This is a genomic window from Clostridium sp. OM02-18AC (genome assembly GCF_003481825.1).
Lineage (GTDB): Bacteria > Bacillota > Clostridia > Lachnospirales > Lachnospiraceae > Brotaphodocola.
In genome coordinates, this window is the sequence record NZ_QULW01000016.1 from 56529 (window position 1) to 76801 (window position 20273).

The 20273-nt window shown below is 45.7% G+C and carries 20 protein-coding genes, 1 tRNA gene and 4 pseudogenes; 16 read left to right on the top strand and 9 right to left on the bottom strand.

The genetic code is table 11. The annotated features are described in order from the left end of the window. The 4 genes and pseudogenes from DXB18_RS11740 to DXB18_RS11755 all read left to right on the top strand — a co-directional run. Positions 1 to 463, top strand: a pseudogene (locus DXB18_RS11740) (replication initiator protein A); the annotation flags it as partial. Between the two features lie 55 nt (positions 464 to 518). Continuing rightward, the gene (locus DXB18_RS11745; RefSeq protein WP_055271744.1) at positions 519 to 1121 is read left to right on the top strand and encodes a Type 1 glutamine amidotransferase-like domain-containing protein; all 603 of its coding nucleotides are present in this window, start codon (positions 519 to 521) and stop codon (positions 1119 to 1121) included. A gap of 54 nt (positions 1122 to 1175) precedes the next feature. Further along, positions 1176 to 1694 carry a ClbS/DfsB family four-helix bundle protein gene (locus DXB18_RS11750; protein WP_118707985.1) on the top strand — a complete coding sequence of 173 codons (519 nt, stop codon included), beginning with the start codon at positions 1176 to 1178 and terminating at the stop codon, positions 1692 to 1694. Positions 1695 to 1745: 51 nt separating this feature from the next. Next, positions 1746 to 2459 (top strand): annotated as a pseudogene (locus tag DXB18_RS11755) (IS256 family transposase); the annotation flags it as partial. A 456-nt stretch (positions 2460 to 2915) separates the two neighbouring features. Here the strand turns inward: DXB18_RS11755 and DXB18_RS11760 are convergent. Beyond that, on the bottom strand, positions 2916 to 3176 hold the full coding sequence (locus DXB18_RS11760) for a hypothetical protein (RefSeq protein WP_118707987.1): 261 nt from the start codon (positions 3174 to 3176) through the stop codon (positions 2916 to 2918). 247 nt (positions 3177 to 3423) lie between these two features. Then, positions 3424 to 4779 (bottom strand): MATE family efflux transporter, encoded by a 1356-nt coding sequence (locus DXB18_RS11765; protein ID WP_118707989.1) that lies wholly within the window; start codon positions 4777 to 4779, stop codon positions 3424 to 3426. Between the two features lie 258 nt (positions 4780 to 5037). Here DXB18_RS11765 and DXB18_RS11770 point away from each other — a divergent pair, with 258 nt between their 5' ends. After that, on the top strand, positions 5038 to 5412 hold the full coding sequence (locus DXB18_RS11770) for a zinc ribbon domain-containing protein (protein ID WP_118543106.1): 375 nt from the start codon (positions 5038 to 5040) through the stop codon (positions 5410 to 5412). A 128-nt stretch (positions 5413 to 5540) separates the two neighbouring features. Here DXB18_RS11770 and DXB18_RS11775 read toward each other — a convergent pair. Next, positions 5541 to 5874 (bottom strand): annotated as a pseudogene (locus tag DXB18_RS11775) (C-terminal helicase domain-containing protein); the annotation flags it as partial. Between the two features lie 27 nt (positions 5875 to 5901). On the opposite strand from DXB18_RS11775, the gene DXB18_RS11780 reads away from it, so the two are divergent. From DXB18_RS11780 to DXB18_RS11790, 3 genes are all read left to right on the top strand, one after another. Next, positions 5902 to 6132, top strand: a complete 231-nt coding sequence (locus tag DXB18_RS11780) for a hypothetical protein (RefSeq protein ID WP_147354187.1) — start codon at positions 5902 to 5904, stop codon at positions 6130 to 6132. A gap of 13 nt (positions 6133 to 6145) precedes the next feature. After that, positions 6146 to 6619: a MaoC/PaaZ C-terminal domain-containing protein gene (locus DXB18_RS11785; RefSeq protein ID WP_118707991.1), complete on the top strand. Its 474-nt coding sequence runs from the start codon at positions 6146 to 6148 to the stop codon at positions 6617 to 6619. A gap of 76 nt (positions 6620 to 6695) precedes the next feature. Continuing rightward, positions 6696 to 7529, top strand: coding sequence for an AMP-binding protein (locus DXB18_RS11790; protein WP_118707993.1), 834 nt, complete (start codon positions 6696 to 6698; stop codon positions 7527 to 7529). A 149-nt stretch (positions 7530 to 7678) separates the two neighbouring features. On the opposite strand, the gene DXB18_RS11795 is transcribed toward DXB18_RS11790, so the two are convergent. Next, a complete protein-coding gene (locus DXB18_RS11795) occupies positions 7679 to 8329 on the bottom strand; it encodes a DUF6198 family protein (RefSeq protein WP_118543110.1) in 651 nt (216 codons plus the stop codon). 275 nt (positions 8330 to 8604) lie between these two features. Here DXB18_RS11795 and DXB18_RS11800 point away from each other — a divergent pair, with 275 nt between their 5' ends. The 3 genes from DXB18_RS11800 (at position 8605) to DXB18_RS11810 (ending at position 12830) form a co-directional block, all read left to right on the top strand. Continuing rightward, positions 8605 to 10797: an ATP-binding protein gene (locus DXB18_RS11800; protein WP_118543111.1), complete on the top strand. Its 2193-nt coding sequence runs from the start codon at positions 8605 to 8607 to the stop codon at positions 10795 to 10797. A gap of 15 nt (positions 10798 to 10812) precedes the next feature. Beyond that, a complete protein-coding gene (locus DXB18_RS11805) occupies positions 10813 to 12105 on the top strand; it encodes an ABC transporter substrate-binding protein (RefSeq protein WP_118707995.1) in 1293 nt (430 codons plus the stop codon). A gap of 137 nt (positions 12106 to 12242) precedes the next feature. Next, a complete protein-coding gene (locus DXB18_RS11810; protein ID WP_118543114.1) occupies positions 12243 to 12830 on the top strand; it encodes a cytidylate kinase-like family protein in 588 nt (195 codons plus the stop codon). Between the two features lie 282 nt (positions 12831 to 13112). Here DXB18_RS11810 and DXB18_RS11815 read toward each other — a convergent pair whose 3' ends face one another. The 5 genes and pseudogenes from DXB18_RS11815 to DXB18_RS11835 form a co-directional block, all read right to left on the bottom strand. Beyond that, positions 13113 to 13652 carry a hypothetical protein gene (locus DXB18_RS11815; protein ID WP_118543115.1) on the bottom strand — a complete coding sequence of 180 codons (540 nt, stop codon included), beginning with the start codon at positions 13650 to 13652 and terminating at the stop codon, positions 13113 to 13115. A 379-nt stretch (positions 13653 to 14031) separates the two neighbouring features. Further along, positions 14032 to 14298 (bottom strand): annotated as a pseudogene (locus tag DXB18_RS16215) (aldo/keto reductase); the annotation flags it as partial. Positions 14299 to 14372: 74 nt separating this feature from the next. Next, the gene (locus DXB18_RS11825; protein WP_118543117.1) at positions 14373 to 15263 is read right to left on the bottom strand and encodes a LysR family transcriptional regulator; all 891 of its coding nucleotides are present in this window, start codon (positions 15261 to 15263) and stop codon (positions 14373 to 14375) included. A gap of 77 nt (positions 15264 to 15340) precedes the next feature. Further along, a complete protein-coding gene (locus tag DXB18_RS11830) occupies positions 15341 to 16534 on the bottom strand; it encodes an alanyl-tRNA editing protein (protein ID WP_243103394.1) in 1194 nt (397 codons plus the stop codon). Positions 16535 to 16565: 31 nt separating this feature from the next. Next, positions 16566 to 17255: a Crp/Fnr family transcriptional regulator gene (locus DXB18_RS11835; protein WP_118707997.1), complete on the bottom strand. Its 690-nt coding sequence runs from the start codon at positions 17253 to 17255 to the stop codon at positions 16566 to 16568. A 136-nt stretch (positions 17256 to 17391) separates the two neighbouring features. On the opposite strand from DXB18_RS11835, the gene DXB18_RS11840 reads away from it, so the two are divergent. The 5 genes from DXB18_RS11840 (at position 17392) to DXB18_RS11855 (ending at position 20189) form a co-directional block, all read left to right on the top strand. Then, a complete protein-coding gene (locus tag DXB18_RS11840; RefSeq protein WP_118707999.1) occupies positions 17392 to 18282 on the top strand; it encodes a 4Fe-4S binding protein in 891 nt (296 codons plus the stop codon). 221 nt (positions 18283 to 18503) lie between these two features. After that, positions 18504 to 19139 carry a tRNA (guanosine(46)-N7)-methyltransferase TrmB gene (trmB, locus tag DXB18_RS11845; protein ID WP_118543120.1) on the top strand — a complete coding sequence of 212 codons (636 nt, stop codon included), beginning with the start codon at positions 18504 to 18506 and terminating at the stop codon, positions 19137 to 19139. A 271-nt stretch (positions 19140 to 19410) separates the two neighbouring features. Continuing rightward, a complete protein-coding gene (locus DXB18_RS16220) occupies positions 19411 to 19548 on the top strand; it encodes a hypothetical protein (RefSeq protein ID WP_154106737.1) in 138 nt (45 codons plus the stop codon). Positions 19549 to 19556: 8 nt separating this feature from the next. After that, positions 19557 to 19973, top strand: a complete 417-nt coding sequence (gene trxA / locus DXB18_RS11850; RefSeq protein WP_347560075.1) for a thioredoxin — start codon at positions 19557 to 19559, stop codon at positions 19971 to 19973. A 143-nt stretch (positions 19974 to 20116) separates the two neighbouring features. Next, a tRNA-Lys gene (locus DXB18_RS11855) sits at positions 20117 to 20189 on the top strand. Positions 20190 to 20273: the final 84 nt, after the last annotated feature.

The following is a 20273-nucleotide window of genomic DNA, read 5'->3' on the forward strand; positions in this document are numbered from 1 at the left end:
GTATATCATTTTTACAATCGACGAAGCGAAGATGGCTCTGAACTGTGCTGAACAAAAGGCTGTCAAGCTGCTCAGTGAACTTGAGAAGAAAGCAGGATTGATTGAACGCAAGCGCCAGGGTCTGGGAAAACCTAACCTGATCTATGTGAAGAACTTTATCTCTGCTGTGGATTCACAACTCTTGAATTGTGAAAATCACAATTCTGGAACAATGGAAATCACAACTCAAGAACTTCCAAAATCACAATGTAATAATACTGATAAAAATAATACTGAATTTAATGATACTGATTCTATCTTTCCTTCCGGAAATGGTGGAATGATGGACGAGAATGACCGGTATCAAGAATACTTTGATTATTTCTCGGATCAGCTCAGTATGGATTTGTTGAAGAAGGATTACCCTTACGATTCCGAAATGTTGCCTTTACATATAGAAATAGCTTTTCAAAAACCAGTGTGATATAATTTGTAGCATAGACAAAGTGTCAAATCGGTATTTATAAAGGAGAATATTGATGAAACTATTTTTATGTTCGCACTTTTCAAGTGTGGGAAGTCTGATAAAGGAAGAAATTGAAAATAAGAAAGTCGCATTTATTCCAACAGCTTCACTGCGTGAAGGCTACACCGGTTATGTCGGCTCGGCTCGAAAATTATTCAAAAAGTTGGGAGCAATCGTAACTGAAATTGATATTTCAACGGAGGCTTATTCAACGATACAGTCTGTTTTTGAAGAAGCAGATGTGATATATTTTACCGGCGGAAATTCTTTCTTTCTTATGGACCAGCTCCGTAAAACGGGAACTGATGGGCTACTGAAAAAGGAATTGGCAAATGGAAAATTGATGATCGGCGAGTCGGCAGGCGCAATTATATGCGCTCCAAGCATCCAATATATCGAGCAAATGGATGAAAAGCCAGAGGACTACTCACAAGAAGATGATGCAGGGCTTGATTTGATTGATTTCTATGTTCTTCCGCATTATCTTACAGCACCATTTAAGAAAGTTACCGAGAAAATAATGACTGAGTTTTCGGATTTGAATCTATGCCCGATTAACAACCGTCAGGGAATTGTAATTGATGGTGAAGGTTCAAAGGTTATTTGCAAAGACTAATTTGAAAATTCCTGTTTTTGAAACTGGAAAATCGGAAGCTGAGGAGATAGACTATTGAGAACATATGAGAATAAAGACGAGCTTAAAAACGAGATAAATAAAAGCTTTGCAAAATATATTTCAGAATTTAATGATATTCCGGAGCATTTAAAAGATAAGAGAATTGATGAGATCGATCGAACTCCGGCAGAAAATCTTGCTTATCAGGTTGGCTGGACAACTCTTGTTATTAAATGGGAATCAGACGAAAGAAAGGGTATTCCTGTTAAAACTCCTTCGGATAATTTTAAGTGGAATCAGCTTGGCGAATTATATCAATGGTTCACAGATACATATGCTCAGCTGTCACTGCAAGAATTGAAAGACAGATTGAATGAGAATATCAACTCTATTTATGCAATGATTGATTCTCTGAGTGAGGAAGAATTATTTAAACCACATATAAGAAAATGGGCTGACGAAGCAACTAAAACAGCTGTCTGGGAAGTATACAAATTCATACATGTTAATACAGTTGCTCCGTTCGGAACCTTTAGAACCAAGATTAGAAAATGGAAAAAGATTGCACTATAACTTCAAGTTTGTAGAACTAAAACAGAATACAGTTCTTTACATAGCAGTCATGCTATCCACTATCATGTCCGAAGTGAAGGACGCATTGTAAAACGTGCAGTCTACATTGCTCTTGGCATCGATATTAACGGAAAAAAGGACGTTCTTGGTATGTATGTTGGAGAAAACGAAAGTGCCAAGTTCTGGCTCTCCATCATGAATGGACTAAAGAACCGCGGAGTTGAAGATATTCTGATAGCATGTGTGGATGGACTAAATGGATTTCCACAGGCAATTGAAGCTGTTTATCCAAAAACAGAAATCCAGCAGTGTATTATTCATCAGATCCGTAATTCAACGAAGTTTGTTTCCTACAAAGACATCAAAAAGCTGATGGCTGATCTGAAGCTTGTATATGCGGCTCCAACGGAAGAAGCAGCTTTAAATGAGTTAGAATTGTTTAAAGATAAATGGGATTCCAAGTACCCGAAAATCTATAAATCCTGGCATGATAACTGGGCAACCCTGTCCACATACTTCAAATATCCGGAGGCAGTAAGACGTCTAATTTACACCACAAATGCCATTGAAGGATTCAATCGTCAGCTTCGGAAAGTGACCAAAAGCAAGACCGTTTTTCCGTCAGATGACAGCCTTTTGAAAATGCTGTATCTGGCAACTATGGATATCACGAAAAAATGGACCGGACATAGGCAGGACTGGGGGCAGATCCACTCCCAGCTTGAAATCTATTTTGAAGAGCGTCTGATCGGACACAACCTGTAAAACCAGCTTGTTTTGGGCAGGTCTTATTGACATGCCCAAAAACTCCTGTATAATGCAGATATGGGCAGAATCCGGAAAATCGGCTCTGCCCATTTGTAACTATTCACAAATCTTATATCAGTTTTTAGCGTTTACACAAAACTTGAAACGGTCTCGTTATTTTTTGATCAATAGGTATGTGGGCTAGCCGTCTATCGACAGTGCCCTTTTCTATAACCATAATATTACGCATCAATAAAAATGTCAAAAATTTTCTTCGCACAGGTTTTCTATATTTCCCCTGACTTAGAAGAACACATCTTTACAACGATTTATACCGCAAACGAGCGCCTCCTAAGCGTTAGTGGTGGGTGTTGTTCGATTTTCGCTAGAAATAGTTTGTTTGATGGGACTATCGCACTAAACATCTATTTAGTGCGACAGTCCCAGGCAACTCTTATGGAGAGGCGGCGTTGTTTACATCACTGGCAAAGAAGATAAAATGACAATGAGTGAAATGTGATACGACATGAAGAGTGACATAAAAGAGAGTTCTCCGGTATTTCTCATTTTCTTCATACTTTCGTATTTGGAAAATGCGCCGACTTCAATCTGCTGTACGCCGGCATCTGCCAACATCTCCAGGATTGTAAGCTTGTCTTCGACACGGATAATCCTGTCAGCACTTTGAAATCCGTCTCGGGTTACGTCTTCGCAGATACAAACTTTTTCTGCCATCAGACCACTCACCTCCTTGTTGTTTTTCTTGTTCCTTTAAGGTATAATCATCATAATATGGATGAAAAAATTATCAAATAGCCTGTTTTTATCCTGAATATAACTAATTAGTAATCCAGCTGAAGACATCGCTGTTTCATATCGGGCTGGCGACGCCGATGTCGTCTGCGCTGCAGCTGATTTTGTGTGTGGGATTTATGATGTGGCTGAATAAGAAAAGAGGAGGTGCCAGTGGCACCTCCGATGATTAATTTTCTCCGAACAGAATCTTCAATTTTTTCAGGCAGTGGAAGAATGCTGGAAGCAAAAACGCATCTGCAAAGATCCACGCAAGTGGGCTGGCGAAGCACGCCGGAAGGAACCCGAATACCGGAACCAGGCAGAAGCCGACGAGTGACCGTGCAGCCATCTCGCAGACTCCGGCCAGGATCGCAAACGTGGAAAATCCCATTCCCTGGATCGTGAAGCGGACGACGTTGACAAAGGTCAGCGGGATATAGAACATACTGTTTGCGGCCAGGAACGTGGCTACCCTGCCGATAATCTCGGTCTGCCCTGCGTCCATGAAGAGAAGCGCAATGTATTTGCCGCCGAAAAGCAGGACCACAAATGCGATCAGGGAATAGATGATCCCGATCAGACTTGCAGCTTTCAGTCCTTCTTTTACGCGGTCCAGCTTTTTGGCACCGACATTCTGGCCTGCGTAGGTTGCCATGGTACCGCCGAGTGCGTCAAACGGACAGCAGAAGAACATGCTGACCTTGCTTCCGGTGGAAACTGCTGCCACGGCCATGGAGCCAAGCGAGTTTACCGCGGTCTGGAGCACAACGCTTCCGATCGCCGTGATGGAATACTGGAGCCCCATCGGGATTCCCATGCCGCAGAGGACGCGGAGCATGTGGCTGTCCGGTCTCCATTCCTCCTGTTTCATATGCAGGATCGGATAATGCCGAATCATGTAGATCAGGCAGAGCACTGCGGAAATTCCCTGGGAGATGACGGTAGCCAGTGCCGGTCCGCGGACTCCCATGCCGAGCACAAGGATCGTAAAGAAATCCAGGGCGATGTTCATGAGGGAGGAAAGCAGCAGGAAATAGACCGGTGTTTTGCTGTCTCCCAGGCTCCGGATGATGCCTGCGAGCATGTTGTAAAGATAGGTGACAGGAATTCCGAGGAAAATCACGAAAATGTAATCGTAAGCCCCCTGGATGATATCTTCCGGCGTGTTCATCCACTGCAAAATGTTCATGCAGAGGATACCGACAATGGTTGTCATGACTGCGGCGAAGACTGCGGACAGCCAGCCGGAGTTGGCTACGAATTTCCGCATCCCGTTATAGTCTCCGGCACCGAATTTTTGGGCTACCGGGATTGCAAAGCCGCTGCATGCGCCAGTACAGAAGCCGATGATCATAAAGTTGATGGAGCTTGTTGAGCCGACCGCTGCCAGGGCTGATATGCCCAGGCATTTGCCAACAATGATGGTGTCGACCATGTTGTAAAATTGCTGGAAAAGGAACCCGAAAAGCATCGGGATCGCAAAGCTTAGGATCAGCTTCATCGGGGATCCGACAGTCAGGTCCTTGATGTCATTCTTTTGCATAATATCTCCTTGTGTATATTCGTTCGGAAAGTTTCCTGTGATTTATGAGGAATCTCAAATCGGATGTATTATAAAACAAGGTAAAAGAAAAGTACATAGGGCAATTGCAAAAAAATCGGATGTCAGGTAAGCCATGAATCGTGAGCGGTTTGCGCAACGAGCGAACAGTAACGAAACCGGAACATAAAATGAGGTTGCATTTGTGTAAAGAGAACAGCTATAATGATTACACTATAAATTAAGAAAAGAAGTGACACTATGTTTTTTATGATGGGAATTACCGATGGAAGAAAGCAGCTTGATTTTACGCAGACCGTCATCTGCAGTGTATGCGGCAAGTATGGGCGGTACCAGGTCTTTATGACGTATACGGTGTTGTCGTTATTTTTTATCCCATGCTTGAAGTGGAACCGGCACTATTATGTGCAGATGAGCTGCTGCAATACGCTGTATGAGCTTGATCCGGAAATCGGAAAGGCGATTGCGCGTGGGGAACAGGTGGAGATTCTGCCGCAGCATTTGACGATGGTGCAGCAGGGAACCAGTGGATATGGACACCGGCATTGCGATCATTGCGGTTATGAGACAACAGAAGATTTTGAGTATTGCCCGAAGTGCGGGAACCGGTTTTAGAAAAATATGGGCGTCAGATCCGAAAAAGTGGATCTGACGTCTTTTTTGATTGTGAAGCATCCCAAAGCAATTGTTAATGAGTTAATGACAGTAGTTACAGGTCAGCCTATTTCTCAAATTCACCGATCCTACAGCAGCTTCAAAATCTCATCCCGGTCGATCAGGATGCTGCTGATTCCCTCTCCGGAGAGAATCTCTTCGGCCAGGTCCTGCTTACTCTTATGAAGATTCTGGATCTGCTCTTCGATGGTGTGTTCCGCGATCAGTTCGTAAACGGTTACGGTGTTTTCCTGGCCGATGCGGTGCGCACGGTCGGTTGCCTGGTTCTGGGCTGCCACCGTTCCACCACGGATCGTAGTGGATGACGATGTCAGCAGCAGTCAGGTTCAGGCCGGTTCCGCCGGCTTTTAAGGAGATGCAGAATACCGGGACATCGTTTGTGGCGAAGCTTTCAACTAACTGCATGGGCTGGATTGCCAGACGCTCTGGGTGGATGGAAGCTATATTGGACTACTGGATCAGCAGATGAGCTTCTTAAAACCGGTATACGTGGGAGATACGATTTATCTCACGATGACTCCGACTGCAAAGCGTTTATCAAGAAAACCAGGACGTGGAATTATAACATATCGTATTTCTGTCTTTAATCAGAAGGAAGAAATGGTTATGGATGGAACCTGGGTTATTTTGATGGCGACTGACCGTGAACATATGGAATAAGGAGAAGATACTTATGGCGATGAAAGATTATGTATTTCCTGGGAAAACCTATGATGAATGGAATGTAGGAGACGAATTTATCACTGGAGCACGAACGATTACAGAAGCAGATATTGTAAATTTTGCAGGTTTATCTGGTGATTGGAGCGCTACCAATACCAATGATGTTTACGGAAAGAGTACGATTTATGGTTCAAGAATTGCATATGGAAATGTAACATTTATTGTTAGTACAGGTTTGCTGGCACAGACGAGAATGTTTGAAGGTACGGCAACAGCGCTGCTTGATATGAAAATCAGTTATCAGGAGCCGGTAAGATTTGAGGATACTATTTACTGCAAGTTAGTCGTAGAGGAAAAACGTCCAAGTAAAACGCCTGGTAGAGGCGTGGTTACGTTCCGTGTATATGTTTATAACCAGAGTGATGAACAGGTAGCAGAGGAACGTCTTGTTTTTCTGATTTCTTCTGAAAAAGCAAGTTTGTAAAAAATCAATTTTTGAGCTTCGCTGTCTGAGAATCTTTCATCAGGCAGCGGAGTTCATTTTATATGGAGAATATCATATGGAATTGATAGAAAAAACGATTGGGCAGTATTTGGAGGAAGAGGCAAGAAATAAAGAAAATCATATGGCAATAGAAGAGAACGCATGGAGCTGCACCTATGCACAGTTAAATCAGATTGCTGAGACACTTGCGTTTGAGATGGAAAGTTTGGATATAAAAAGGGGAACGCATGTAGGAATCTGGAGCGAAAACAGTGCGGCCTGGGTATTTGTTTTTTTGGCTTTAATGAAGAGAGGGGCCATTCCGGTACTTTTGAATACCTGTTACAAAGTGGAAGAGATTCGGAAAGTTCTGGACTATTCAGATGTGGAGATCTTATATTATGGGACTGGCTACAAGGATTGTGTCTATGCAGACATGATTGCAGATTTGCATAAAAAATTACCAAGAATTAGATATTTTATTTCAATGAATAAAATGAATGACAGAGCGTGGATAGAAAACCATGAATTAGGGAGCTGCAGTTCGTTTTCAGCAATGAGGGAATTGGTGAATCCGGGGGACACAGCATGCATTATCTTTACGTCTGGAACAACCAGTATGCCGAAAGGTGTCATGCTAAGTCACTATAGTATTGTGAATAATGCGAGGGCCGTGGCCATGGCTATGCACTGGAATGCAACAGATAAAATGTGTATTACGGTACCATTGTTTCATTGCTTTGGAATTACTGCTAGAATTGTTGCTTGTCTGGTCAGCGGTATGTGTATGCATATTATTCCGTATTTTCATACGCTTCACGTGTGGGAGGCTATAGAAAACAGTCATTGCAGTGTGTTAAATGGAGTGCCGAGCATGTTTTTGGCACTGATCCGCAAGCAGGAAAATTGATATAAAACAGTTAAAAAAGCTTGTGCAGGAACGGATTTGCATGGGAAAAAAGTAAATATTAGGCAGGAAATATGCAGTGGGGATATTTCCTGCCATTTTTTTGTTGCCATACATCTGAAATGAGTTGTCAGTGCAAAATCTCTTTTCATTTATTGCCCAGCCAGCCCACGGATCTTTTCAATCCCCAGCAGATGCCGGTTCACAAAGGAGATCATTGGCCCGATAAGGATGGCAGATACAATGGTGCCAAGTCCGACGCCGTTTAAGCGCTGGAAGAAAAGGAATGACAGTACGATCGCAATGATGATCAACGTAACATCAAACCGGATCTTGACCTTACCGAATTCGATGCCGGATACGCGGGAGATTGCATGGACAATGCCCTCACCCGGAACCTTGATGACATCAGGAGCGACTTCTACGCTGATCCCGATGGCAAGGATCGCGCAGCCAATCAGTAGGCTTAAGATGCGCAGTGGCAGTGTCTGCGGGTTCAGCCATGCCAGCACGAGCATGCTGATATCAATAAAGAAGCTGAACAGAATGTTGGCCAGAACCTGCAGAAACTGGATCGGGTGAAAATCCTTTTTCAGGATCGCGATCTGCATGACAATGAAGATCATATTAAACAGGAACGTGGTCTGCCCGAAGGTCAGCATGGTGAATTTTAGGCTTAAAACATAAGGAATACTGGAAATCTGGGAGGTGCCCAGGGCGCTTTTGGTGATGAAGGCAACGCCAAAAGAGTTGATGATCAGCCCCAGAATAAAGAAAAAATAGCGTTTGGCAAGTGTTGGCATGGAAAAAGTCCTCCTTTGTAAATTTTTTTGCAGGTTTTTGATAAATTTTGTTTATTGCTGTTACGTTATTATTAAGGATACTACGATTTTATACTTGAAACAATGAACGCATTTACTTTTTTGTGTGGTGGTGTTACTATTTATATTAGGGAATTCTACGTTTTTGGGGGGAGAATTTGGGTTGTGCATGAGTGAACAGCAATGAAGATAGATTTGGCAGCAGATTCTGCCAGACGCATATGCACAACCAAAAATACGGCTAAGGGGGAAGGAGCATGGCATTGTATACCAAGCATACAGAAAAATTGTATAAAGCAGCCTTATGGGCTGGAAATATCGTGCTCATGCTCGTTGCAGTCGCTGTCTCCCTGATCTATGCGTATCATGTCCGCACTTCGCAGATCGAAGTAAAACAGGCGGATTTTATTTCCACGGTAGAATCCATGAAATCCGTTTCCCAGAATTATCTGGACAGTGAGCGGGGCTATGTGGAAAACTGGGCATTCTACATCAACGACCGGCAGATGACGCGGGAAGAGGCATTGGACTTTTTGCGGTCTATCAACACCAATCCGGGGCGGTATGTTCATATTGTAGATATGGAAAATTTTGATGCCTGGTCGGCAAGCTATCCGGCTGGTCATGATGAGATCGATACTTATCACAGATTCCAGGGCGAGTTAAAGGACTGGGAGCAGCTCATGCTGGATGCCATGTGGGAGATGTACAATGGCACAGCGCCGAAGTTTACGGTGGTCGGGCGGTATCAGCTGGATGAAACGGTTTCACCGGCAGTCAGTGTCGGGGCACGGATCACGCTGCAGACGGAAGATGGGACGAAAGATTTTCTGCTGCTGCGGGCCATTCCGACAAATGTACTGCAAAAGACCTGGGTATTTCCGGCAGAATACCAGTCTGCCGAGGTCGGGATCATGACAACAAAAGGCGGTTATGTGATTCAGTCTCCATCCATGAAATCAATTTCGTTTCCGGAATATATTCGGGGCTATAATTTCCAGGATGATTACAACAAGGTGGACAGTTTCCAAAAAGAACTGGAAAGCACCGATCATGGTGTACTCTGCTATAAAAATTTCAGGAATGAGGACTGTCTGTGGTATTATTCGTCCTTTGGTGGCAATTCCAATCTGGATATCCTTGGTGTGATCCGGTTGGATGAGCTGCAGCCGGAGAATGGCACCTGGCTGATCGTAGTCCTGATCTGTGGAACGCTGGCGGCACTGGTGCTTCTGGACGGACTTTATCTGCGTCAGGTAAACCAGCGTCTTCGCAGGACTGCAAAGCTGGCGCAGGAGGCCAGTGAGGCAAAGACTCAGTTTCTTTCTTCCATGTCCCACGATATCCGGACTCCGATGAATGCGGTACTTGGCATGATGTCGATCGCGAAAAGCCATGTGCAGGATCCGGAGTATGTGACGCAGTGTCTGGATAAAGCGATGACATCTGGAAAACGCCTGCTGACCCTGATCAACGATGTCCTTGATATCTCAAAGATCGAGAGCGGTCAGTTTGTGCTGACTCCTTCGGAGGTCTTGGTGGAGAAATTTTTTAAAGAGCTGGACGATATGCTGGCGCTGCAGATCCGGGAGAAAAATCTGCATTTTACCATTCAGAAAGATGCGCTGCCGCATCCGGTTGTTCTGGCCGATCCAATCCGGCTTAATCAGATATATATGAACCTTCTGTCAAATGCTGTGAAATATACCCCGGATGGCGGCAGCATTACCATGCGTTTTGGGGAAGAGCCGGCAGAGGCGGATAAGAAGCTGACTTGCCTGGTCTTTTGTGTATCCGATACGGGAATCGGCATGACACCGGAATATCAGGACCGGATGTATCAGTCTTTTTCGCGTGAGATCAATACCCAGGTAAACCGGACTTTGGGATCTGGTCTGGGACTGGCGATTGTGCGTCAGATGGTTGATCTGATGGGCGGTACGATCACCTGCGAGAGTGAGGTTGAGAAGGGAACGACCTTTACGGTTCGACTGAATCTGCCAATTGTAGATCAGCAGCCTGTGACAAAGCAGGAGGGACATCTGGAAGATGATGATGTAAGAGGTCTTCATCTGCTGGTTGCAGAGGACAACGAGTTAAACTGGGAAGTGATTGAGATACTTTTGGAAGAATTCGGGGTTACCTGTGAGCGGGTGGAAAACGGAAGGCTCTGTATCGAGCAGCTTTTGGCAAATCCTGCAGGAACGTATGATGCAGTTCTGATGGACGTACAGATGCCGGAAATGAATGGTCTGGAGGCCAGCCAGCGGATCCGGAACTTAGACGAGGCCGCCCTTCGGAATATTCCGGTGATCGCCATGACGGCAGATGCCTTTGCGGAGGATGTACAGGCCTGCATCTCCAGTGGAATGAATGGCCATATGGCAAAGCCGATCGATACTATCGTGCTTTTGAATTATCTGAAAAAGATAAAAAATAAAATGTTTTAATGGGAGCGTTACGATATGAAAAGTTTTACACACGGTATGGTGACTGCGGCACTGGCAGCATCATTGCTGTTGTCTGGATGTTCGGCAAAGAAAGAACCGGAAACGGGATTTACACCGAGAATGGATAAGGATGCAAAAATCCAGCTGGATATGATTGGTTATTTTGGGAATTTTGAGGCGTTGGATCAGGTCATGAGCGATTTTAACCGCTTTTATCCGAATATCACGTATACCTACCAGCAGGTAGGCGGGAGTAATGAGGTGGCATATTTGCAGGCAAATCCCAACGTTGATGTTATTATGACTTCCAGTGAATTATTAACTCCAAAGGATAGTGCACTTGCAAAATATTGCGTGAATCTGTCGGAGGCAGATGTTGATTTCAGTGCAATAGACCCGCAGATGCTTTCTGCATCCTGTATTGACGGCAGGCAGCTTGCCATTCCCATGGGACAAAATATTTACGGGATGATCGTGAATACATCCCTTCTGGAAAAAGAAGGTCTGGCACTTCCCCAAAATAGAGAGGAATTTCTGGATGTGCTTTCTGCGTTAAAGAAAAAAGGATACAATCCTGTTCAGGGACCAACTGCAAAGGTGTATGCGGAGCTGGTGGCAAATCAGATCTTTTCTGGTCTCTGTGACGGGCAGCCACTGAATAAGGCATTGCAGGAGGGAGACCGGGCAGCAGCCGAAGCGGCTGTTATGCCAGCCGTGGAGCTTGTGGATGAAATTCTTGCGGGCGGTTATACAGATCCTGCGGTCAATGACAGTTACCCGAAGGATAATTATGACCAGGCAATCCTCCGTTTCCTGGAGGGGGATGTGCCATTCTGGGTATGCAATACCGAAAAGGTCGGTGGAATGAAAAAACGGGAATCCAAATCCGAAGCATTCCAGAAGGAACCTTTTTCTTACACGTTTATTTACCCGCCGACCGGAGAGAACGGGGCATACGTTTACCGTGAACCGTGGTGTGGATTTGCGGTGAACAAGGACGGCAGCCATTTGGATTATGCAATGGAGTTCATTCGTTTCCTTTCCACGGAGGAGGAAATCAACAAGATGGCAAACATCAAAGGAGTTCCGTCTGTGGCAAAGAACAGCAGCATCACTGAGAATTATAAACAGGTCCTGGATGCAGAGTTCATTAAGGATGGCAGTGTAAACCTGGGCGAGGTTACGCCGAATATCGTCGAGGCGTGGTATTCCTGTATGACAGGATATGCGGCAGGGGAGTATGTTTCTGCAAAGGATGCGGTAACCGAATTTCTGGATGTATGTGACCGGGATATGGGGCAGGAGTAAAAATACGGAAAAAGCCCTTTGACTTTTTGAAAAACAGGCAATATAATAGGTGGCGAACGAGTAGCAATAACTGCGTAAATCCAGTTTTTGCTGCTCGTTCTTTTTATTTATGGAAAAAGAAAGGAACAGGAAATACTATGGCAAAACGAATCATTACGATCAGCAGGGAATTTGGCAGCGGCGGTCGTTTTATCGGCGAAGAAGTGGCGAAGAAACTGGGAATCGCATACTATGATAAGGATATTATCGGCAAGATTGCGGAGCATGCCGGATTATCCCCGGAATATGTTCTGGAAAGCAGCGAATTATCCCCAAGAAAAGGCCTGTTTGCGTATGCGTTTAGCGGGCGTGACGCAACCGGGAAATCCATGGGGGATATTGTTTATGAGGCACAGAGGAAGGTGATTTTAGATATTGCAGAGAAAGAATCCTGTGTCATCATTGGCCGGAATGCGGACTTTATATTAAAGGGCCGGAGTGATGTATTGAATGTTTTTATTCATGGAAATATGCCGGAGAAAACAGAGCGGATCAGCCGTCTGTACCATGTGACAGAGGCGGAAGCTGTGAAGATGATGGAAGATATCGATAAGCGGCGCCGGACAAATTACAACTTTTATACCGAGCAGAAATGGGGAATGGCAAGCAATTATGCGCTGGCATTGAACAGTTCAGAGCTTGGATATGAGCACTGCGAAAGCATGATCATAGAGTGTGCAAAGTGAGTGTGAGAAACAAAAAATCACTTACATTTTTGAAAAAAACAGGGAATAATTAAGGTACAAATCCAAGTACAATTTACATGAAAAACGAGATCGTTTCATTCAAATTTACTGAGTGAACGGTCTCGTTTTTTCATTCTTATGCATACTGAAAAAGTATTTTCGTGCGCAGTATAAGATTGTGTCCGAGGTGACAAATGAGGATGGTTCGATCGTGATCGAGATCAAAAAGCAGTATAATTCTACGCCGGTGGGGGATTATCTGAAGTAACAATTTATTTATTTTTACCATGCAATCTGCAGAATAATCTGAAGCGCGTAGCATGCAAAAGCCAGCAATACAGTTGGTACAATAAATTTTAATCCTTTCACAAACTCATCACAGCGGCGGTGAAGTTTCACCAGATTTCCATTCACGGTTTCCCGGTACAATGCGATCAGGCGAAGCCTTGCCGCCTCTTCTTCCATTTCTTCGAAATGTTCTTTCCGCATGATATCCGGGTCCATTCGGGTAATCTGCTCGGGCTGCAACAGACGCATGAAAAATACCAGGACAAAAGCATATGCACCCATCACGCCAATGCAGGTTAAAATATATAATACAGAGACAAAAAGCTGCAGTCCATCCTGAGGCTTTTCCAGTTGGGAAAGTCCATTAAACAAGCCAATAATAAATACAAAAAAGAATCCGCAGAATGTAATGGTGATATAGACTTTATTATCCAGTTTGTTGCTGCGGTCAAACTGGTTTTCATATTCGGTAGTCAGGCTGGTTAATTCCAGTTGGCTTCCGGTTGCAGGATTTTGAGTTGTCGTGTTTGGCATATGTTAGTCATCTCCATTCTTGAATTTTTTCTTGATTTTTCATATAGAGGATTTATAATAACTATAAAAGAAAGCAGCCACTCCTGTCATGAGTGCTTTCCTTTTTTAGTATATCATGCGAACATTTGTTTCACAATCATATTATAAACAATATTGGCTAACAATGAACGAGGGGCGAAAGCTCCTGCAGCCGCCATGCATGGTGGCTGCAGGAACTTTCGCCCCTTTGATACTTACTGTGTGATATTGTTTATTCAGCCAATAGCTTCGCAGTAACCTCATCAAGGTGTTCGCGAATCGCGATATGCTGCGGGCAGACTGCTTCGCACTTACCGCATTTGATGCACTGGTCAGCGCGTTTGCGGCCGTGACTGTCTACCAGCCAGTTCCACAGATCAAAACGGTCGAAGAACTCTGTGCGGCTTTCTCCGAGGTTGTGGAGCAGGTAAAAATCAAAATAGCCTGCTCCGGTCTGCTTTAAAGAGGTTTCGAACTGTGCGTGAGCCTCCTCTTTTGTCTTGCAGTTGATCCATGCGGCATTCTTGGTAGCGAGCTGGAAGCTTTCACGCGGATAGCGCTCTACCAGAGCCTGGCGGATGGCATCCTCAGAGCCTGCGTAAGCCCATGCGGTATCGAAATAGGTAAATCAATTATATTCTACAACCCGAAGTTGACTTTACGTCAAGGATTTTTTGATAATCTGTCTTCAATATCACCTTTTCAAGTTGCAAGCTGGATAAATAATTCAGATGTTTCTGAACTCCTGTTGGTTTTGTGGCAGCCTAGATAAACGATTTGGGAAACTGGCAGCGGCAGCGCCTGATAATCCACACTTTTGCAGGCACGACACCATGCATGGGTGAGATATACTCCCTCGTTTTGTGCAACGAGGTCTAAAATTGTGGATAAGTTGGCCGCTGACCGGATTTTTGGTGCAAAACCAAGTTTATTGAAAAAGTGGTAGAGATTCTGGATTTTCCAGGTAGATACATCGTGTTCTGGTAATAAAAAGGATGAGTCCTGGAAACAGGAAATATCTGTCGACTCTGGGCAGGATGCGGCATAAAGGAGCACCTGGGAAATTTCAGCAAATGGCTGTATAGACAGCGGATTTTCATCGGTAAAAAGTTTCCCGCTATCAGAAAACCGGCTCCAGACTGGTGGCGCTGCGGTCAGAATTAGATCGCAGCGTCCCTGCTCCAGTATTTCTGGTAGTTCTGATTCTGGATAACAGGTAAACTCCAGATGTACTGGTGTGAATATAGAAGCTGCAGCATCAAGAAAACGGGTACGAAAATGAGACGGATCGACATCATCCGGATAAGCAATCCGAATGATGCTGATTCCGTCTTTTTTCTGCGCGTTCAGCTTATTTTTTAACAGATCAAGCTGAAAACGACACTGCTGAAAGTAGTCGTGATAAGCCTGGCCAGCCGGGGTCAGGGAAAGTGTGCGGCCGGAGCGGGTAAAAAGGCTGCAGCCAAGTTCTTCTTCTAACTGCCGGATCTGTTTGCTGATCGCGGGCTGACTCACCGAAAGAACCTGGGCGGCTTCCGTGAAGCTGCCGTGTTTTACGATGGTGAGGAAGTATTGTATTTCCAGACTGTTCATGATTTCTCCTTTGCAGATGGCAGATTAGCCGTTTTCGTGCTTGCGCTGGTGCGGATGTTGGTGCTGCTGCAGATTTGTTACTTCTTTTCTATATAATTCCGTATAGTCTCTTCTGATGCGTTGACGGTTCCCTGCACCATCTCTCCCTTGCCGCCGCCTTTTCCTCCAAGTGTTTCATGGAAGGTCTTAGAGAAGGCCTTCAAGTCTACGGATTCGCTTCCGAGAATATAGCGGTAACCGTCTTCGTCATTTCCCAAAAAGATGCTGCAGATGCCCTGGCATTTGCTTTTTCCCTCGTCTACAAACCGGCGAGCCACGTTTTTGTCCACATCTTTTTCAAAAACGAGATAGTTTTCCATATGCTCTGGGAGATTTTCCAGAATCTGCTCCATGGCACGGCTCTGCGTCTGGATCAGTTTTTCTTTCCAGGATTTTGCTTCGTCCTGAAGCCGTTTTACGGCCTGGGCGCTTCCTTCGGGCTTTGCGGACAGCATGCGGGAGATTTCGCGGATGTTACTTTCTTTCATGCGGTAATCTTTTAAGGCGCGGAAGCCGCATACCATGGTCACACGGGTGCCGCCTTTGTATTTGATTGCGTCGATCAGGCGGATGATTCCAATCTCTCCGGTGCGCTTTACATGCGGTGCGCAGCAGGCGCAGACATCGTAGCCAGGAATTTCAACAATACGTACCTGACCGGTCAGCTCTTTTTTGCTGCGGTACTCCAGCTGGTCCAGTTCTTCTCTGGACGGGTAGGTGACCAGAATCGGAAGATTTTTTACAACGGCTTCGTTTGCTTCCAGCTCGACGTTCTGTAATTCTTCTTCGGTGAATGTCCCGTTAAAGTCCATAGTGACCAGTTCCTGTCCGAGATGGAAACCTACGTTGTCATATCCGAATGTACGGTGCACGATACCGGAGACGATGTGCTCTCCGGTGTGCTGCTGCATTTGGGAGAAGCGCTCGGGGTAGTCGATGCGACCTTCCACTTCGGTTCCCGCATCCAGTGGCTGATCGGTATAGTGGATGATCTGCCCCTCCTTTTCCTGGACATCCAGTACCTTTGCGGTTCCTAAAATTCCGGTGTCGGCGTACTGGCCGCCGCCTTCCGGGAAAAATACGGTCTGGTCAAGAATGACCTCATAGCAGTTCTTTTTTTCGTTTCTTTCGCAGGAGATTACGGTTGCGAGACAGCTGTCCTGATGGCTGTCTTTATAATATAATTTGGTTGTTTCCATAGTCGGTGTTACCGGTCCTTTCTTTGCTGTCATGGTATCTTTCTCATCTTAGAAAATGTTTTTGTCATTTCTTTTGGTTTGGGGATGGTTCGTCTGTATCTGTTTTTAATGCAAACTGGTTTTTCCAGAAATCCAGCAGTCCTTCTTTTTTCATTTTACTAAGCTCTGCCGACAGGGCGCTGCGGTCGACCTCCAGGTAATCTGCAAGCTGCTGGCGGTTGAAGGGAATGGAAAAATTCCGGCTTCCTTCCCTGGCTGCCTGGGCGGAAAAATAGGAGATCAGGCGTCCGCGGATCGATTTTGGAGATGTATGCATGATGCGTTCGGACAATCCGAGATTTTTTCTTGCGGATGCCATGAGCAGATTCCGGATCAGCTGGCTGTGGTGGCTGCAGGTGGTCTGACAGGTGGTCAGTACCCGCCCGATGTCCAGAAACAGAATGTCGGAGTCCTGGTCCGCGACGACATTGACCATGAGCGGTTCGCCGGGAACACAGGCGTAGGTTTCCGCAAAGATCTGTCCCGGTCCGGCATGACCGAAGATACTCCGGTTCCCCAAAAGGTCATCCCGTTCGATGGTCACGCTGCCGGAGAGGACGATTCCGAGGTCCTTCACCAGATCGCCCATATATAAAATGATTTCGCCCTTCTGGAAATGTTTTTCCCTTGCGTAAAAACATTTCATCATTTCGTTTACCTGTTCTGGGGTGCTGCCGCGAAACAGGATGGTCTGTGCGAGGAACTGATTATCCATGGCATTTCCTTTCTTCTCGAAAATGTTGTTTTAACAACATCTTTATGAGACTCATTATAGTATAATCTGCCTGTACAAGCAAGAAAACAACAAAAAGAATATTCACATATCGATTTTTTATTAGGAGGAAGAGAACATGGTTCGAAGAGTGATTCATATTGACCAGGAGAAATGCAACGGCTGCGGTATCTGTGCCAATGCCTGCCACGAGGGAGCAATCGGGATTGTAGATGGAAAGGCACAGCTTTTGCGCGATGATTACTGCGATGGACTTGGCGACTGTCTGCCGACCTGCCCGACCGGAGCGATCACTTTTGTAGAGCGTGAGGCAGCTGCCTACGATGAGGCTGCGGTGAAAGCGCATATGGAACGCCGCAAGCAGGAGCAGGCTGCCACTCAGGCATCAGACACACACAGCAGCGCTGTTCAGGAAGCATCTGCATCTACCGGTTGTCCGGGAAGCCGCGCACGTCAGATCGTTCATGAGGAGACTCCGGCATTTACCGGATGTCCGGGAAGCCGCGCGCGTCAGATCGTGCATGAGGAAACCCCGGCATTCACCGGATGTCCGGGAAGCCGTTCGCAGCAGATCGACCACGCGGAGGAAGCAGCAGAGGCAGCGCAGAATGAGGCAGCAGCACCATGTTCCATGCAGTCCCAGCTGACAAACTGGCCGGTACAGATCAAGCTGGCGCCGGTGCGTGCACCTTACTTTAATCATGCACGCCTGCTCATTGCAGCTGACTGTACCGCTTATGCGTATGCAAATTTTCACCAGGAATTCTTAAAAGGCAAGGTGGCTCTGATCGGCTGTCCGAAGCTGGATGATGTGGATTACAGTGAAAAACTGACCGAGATCATCCGCAACAACGATATCCAGAGTGTCACCATTGTCCGCATGGAGGTTCCTTGCTGCGGCGGTCTGCAGCATGCAGCTATGACGGCGCTGCAGAACAGCGGAAAGTTCATTCCGTGGCAGGTTGTTACGATTTCTATCGACGGAAAGATTTTGGACCAGGCATTCTAAGCAGGTCGCTTTATGGCTGACACTGTGAGAAACGTCTCATTTTAATGAAATTTTTTGGCTCGTTTCCCGGAGTTAACTGTGGCGGCTTTTCCTTGCAAACTGTCTGGTGCAATGATAGAATGAGAGCAGATACGGAGCAGTTATAAGTTATAGGCGAGAGAAAACGTTATGACTGTTTTCAGAAACGTATCACCAGTAACAGATAAACGGAGGAAAAAATTATGAGATTACGCCACATCCGGGGCGCAGAGGAAGCCATTACGAGCAGTCCTTTCGTCATTCAGGAGCCGAAAGAGCATCGTGGCCATTTTAATGAGTTGTTTGGCAATGCAAATCCGATCGAGATCGAGGTTGGAATGGGAAAAGGCAAATTCATCATGGAGCTGGCGCAGAAACATCCGGAGACGAATTTCATCGGCATTGAGCGTTATTCCAGCGTGTTGCTGCGGGCGCTTCAGAAACGGGAAGAGCTGGAGATTCCCAATATATATTTCATGTGTGTGGACGCAAAAGAGCTGGGCGAGATTTTTGCGCCCGGGGAAGTCGAAAAGATTTACTTAAACTTCTCGGATCCGTGGCCAAAGGACCGTCACGCAAAGCGCCGCCTGACTTCACCGGATTTCATGAAGGTGTATGACCAGGTTCTTGCAAAGGACGGCCGTGTGGAATTCAAGACGGATAACCAGGATCTGTTCACCTATTCTCTGGAGGCAATTCCGGAGGCAGGATGGCAAATCGAGGCATTTACCCGAGACCTTCATCACAGCGATATGGCTGAGGGCAATGTCATGACCGAGTATGAGACCAAGTTTTCTGCAATGGGGAATCCCATCTGCAAGCTGATCGCAAGCCGCTAGGCGATGCTGACCGTTGCTGGCATATTGGCGGTCAGGAAATGCCGTGTGCGGCGGAATCAAAAGCGGGCGGACCAAAGCAGAATCTGCAGGATGCAGACATCTGCGATAAAAATGAGATGCCGTCAGGACCGGATATGTGAGTGAATAAGTCAGATCTGCATATACTATCGGTAAAGAAATGCTGCTGTTCATGGGCAGGAATTTCCTGAGTGGAAAATCCCGCTGCTAAGTGCGTCTGCCGCGAACGGCAGCATAGAAATCGGTGATGCATATGTCAATCAAGAAAAAACTGGTCCGCTGTCTGCGCAGTGCTACCTGCGATAAGGAAGCCTTAAACCGCCGCATTTTAAAATGGCGCAAGTGTTTCAAAGAGGTGGAAAAGGAGCTGAACCGCTGCAAGAAATGCTGACATGCGATATGCAGACGAAAACCTGGATATTGCAGCAGTACAGATGGCAGGAGTCAGATAGCATCCGAGACAGATACACAGGGAAACATATAGCGGAAGAAAAGGAGGAACTATACTATATGGAAAGAAAATTTACATCTGAGAATTTTGAAGCTGAGGTATTAAAATCAGAAAAGCCGGTTTTGGTAGATTTTTATGCAGACTGGTGTGGTCCGTGTAAGATGATGGCACCGGCAGTTGAGGAACTGGCAAACGAGCAGGACGATGTGATCGTCGGAAAGCTGAATGTGGACTTCGCTCCGGAGCTTGCCCGTACTTACAAAGTATTCTCGATTCCTACCCTGATTCTGTTTAAAAATGGAGAAGCCGTGGAAAAACGCGTTGGCGTCCAGAGTAAGACAGAGCTGGAAATGCTGATAAAATAAGGCTTTTTGCCCCATCAAAAGTCGACCGGAAAAAAATTGAAAAAAATTTAAAAAAAGTGTTGACTTTTGGTGGGACTTAGGATAGAATAATGAACGTGCCGCTGAGACAGCAACAAACAAGCGGGACAGAAAAAATTAAATAAGCGCCTTTAGCTCAGTTGGTAGAGCAGTAGACTCTTAATCTATTTGTCCAGGGTTCGAGTCCCTGAAGGCGCATTATAAAGGCACTGATTTTGCAGACAGAGAGCTGCGGGGTCGGTGTTTTTTGCTATATAGATTTTGCGGCAGCATTAGAACTGA

What these genes read in the sequence shown, in the direction of transcription:
- DXB18_RS11745 (WP_055271744.1), top strand. Translation starts at nt 519, where the DNA reads ATGAAACTATTTTTATGTTCGCACTTTTCAAGTGTGGGAAGTCTGATA.
- DXB18_RS11760 (WP_118707987.1), bottom strand. Translation starts at nt 3,176, where the DNA reads ATGGCAGAAAAAGTTTGTATCTGCGAAGACGTAACCCGAGACGGATTT.
- DXB18_RS11765 (WP_118707989.1), bottom strand. Translation starts at nt 4,779, where the DNA reads ATGCAAAAGAATGACATCAAGGACCTGACTGTCGGATCCCCGATGAAG.
- DXB18_RS11770 (WP_118543106.1), top strand. Translation starts at nt 5,038, where the DNA reads ATGTTTTTTATGATGGGAATTACCGATGGAAGAAAGCAGCTTGATTTT.
- DXB18_RS11785 (WP_118707991.1), top strand. Translation starts at nt 6,146, where the DNA reads ATGGCGATGAAAGATTATGTATTTCCTGGGAAAACCTATGATGAATGG.
- DXB18_RS11790 (WP_118707993.1), top strand. Translation starts at nt 6,696, where the DNA reads ATGGAATTGATAGAAAAAACGATTGGGCAGTATTTGGAGGAAGAGGCA.
- DXB18_RS11795 (WP_118543110.1), bottom strand. Translation starts at nt 8,329, where the DNA reads ATGCCAACACTTGCCAAACGCTATTTTTTCTTTATTCTGGGGCTGATC.
- DXB18_RS11800 (WP_118543111.1), top strand. Translation starts at nt 8,605, where the DNA reads ATGGCATTGTATACCAAGCATACAGAAAAATTGTATAAAGCAGCCTTA.
- DXB18_RS11805 (WP_118707995.1), top strand. Translation starts at nt 10,813, where the DNA reads ATGAAAAGTTTTACACACGGTATGGTGACTGCGGCACTGGCAGCATCA.
- DXB18_RS11810 (WP_118543114.1), top strand. Translation starts at nt 12,243, where the DNA reads ATGGCAAAACGAATCATTACGATCAGCAGGGAATTTGGCAGCGGCGGT.
- DXB18_RS11815 (WP_118543115.1), bottom strand. Translation starts at nt 13,652, where the DNA reads ATGCCAAACACGACAACTCAAAATCCTGCAACCGGAAGCCAACTGGAA.
- DXB18_RS11825 (WP_118543117.1), bottom strand. Translation starts at nt 15,263, where the DNA reads ATGAACAGTCTGGAAATACAATACTTCCTCACCATCGTAAAACACGGC.
- DXB18_RS11830 (WP_243103394.1), bottom strand. Translation starts at nt 16,534, where the DNA reads ATGACAGCAAAGAAAGGACCGGTAACACCGACTATGGAAACAACCAAA.
- DXB18_RS11835 (WP_118707997.1), bottom strand. Translation starts at nt 17,255, where the DNA reads ATGGATAATCAGTTCCTCGCACAGACCATCCTGTTTCGCGGCAGCACC.
- DXB18_RS11840 (WP_118707999.1), top strand. Translation starts at nt 17,392, where the DNA reads ATGGTTCGAAGAGTGATTCATATTGACCAGGAGAAATGCAACGGCTGC.
- trmB (WP_118543120.1), top strand. Translation starts at nt 18,504, where the DNA reads ATGAGATTACGCCACATCCGGGGCGCAGAGGAAGCCATTACGAGCAGT.
- DXB18_RS16220 (WP_154106737.1), top strand. Translation starts at nt 19,411, where the DNA reads ATGTCAATCAAGAAAAAACTGGTCCGCTGTCTGCGCAGTGCTACCTGC.
- trxA (WP_347560075.1), top strand. Translation starts at nt 19,557, where the DNA reads ATGCAGACGAAAACCTGGATATTGCAGCAGTACAGATGGCAGGAGTCA.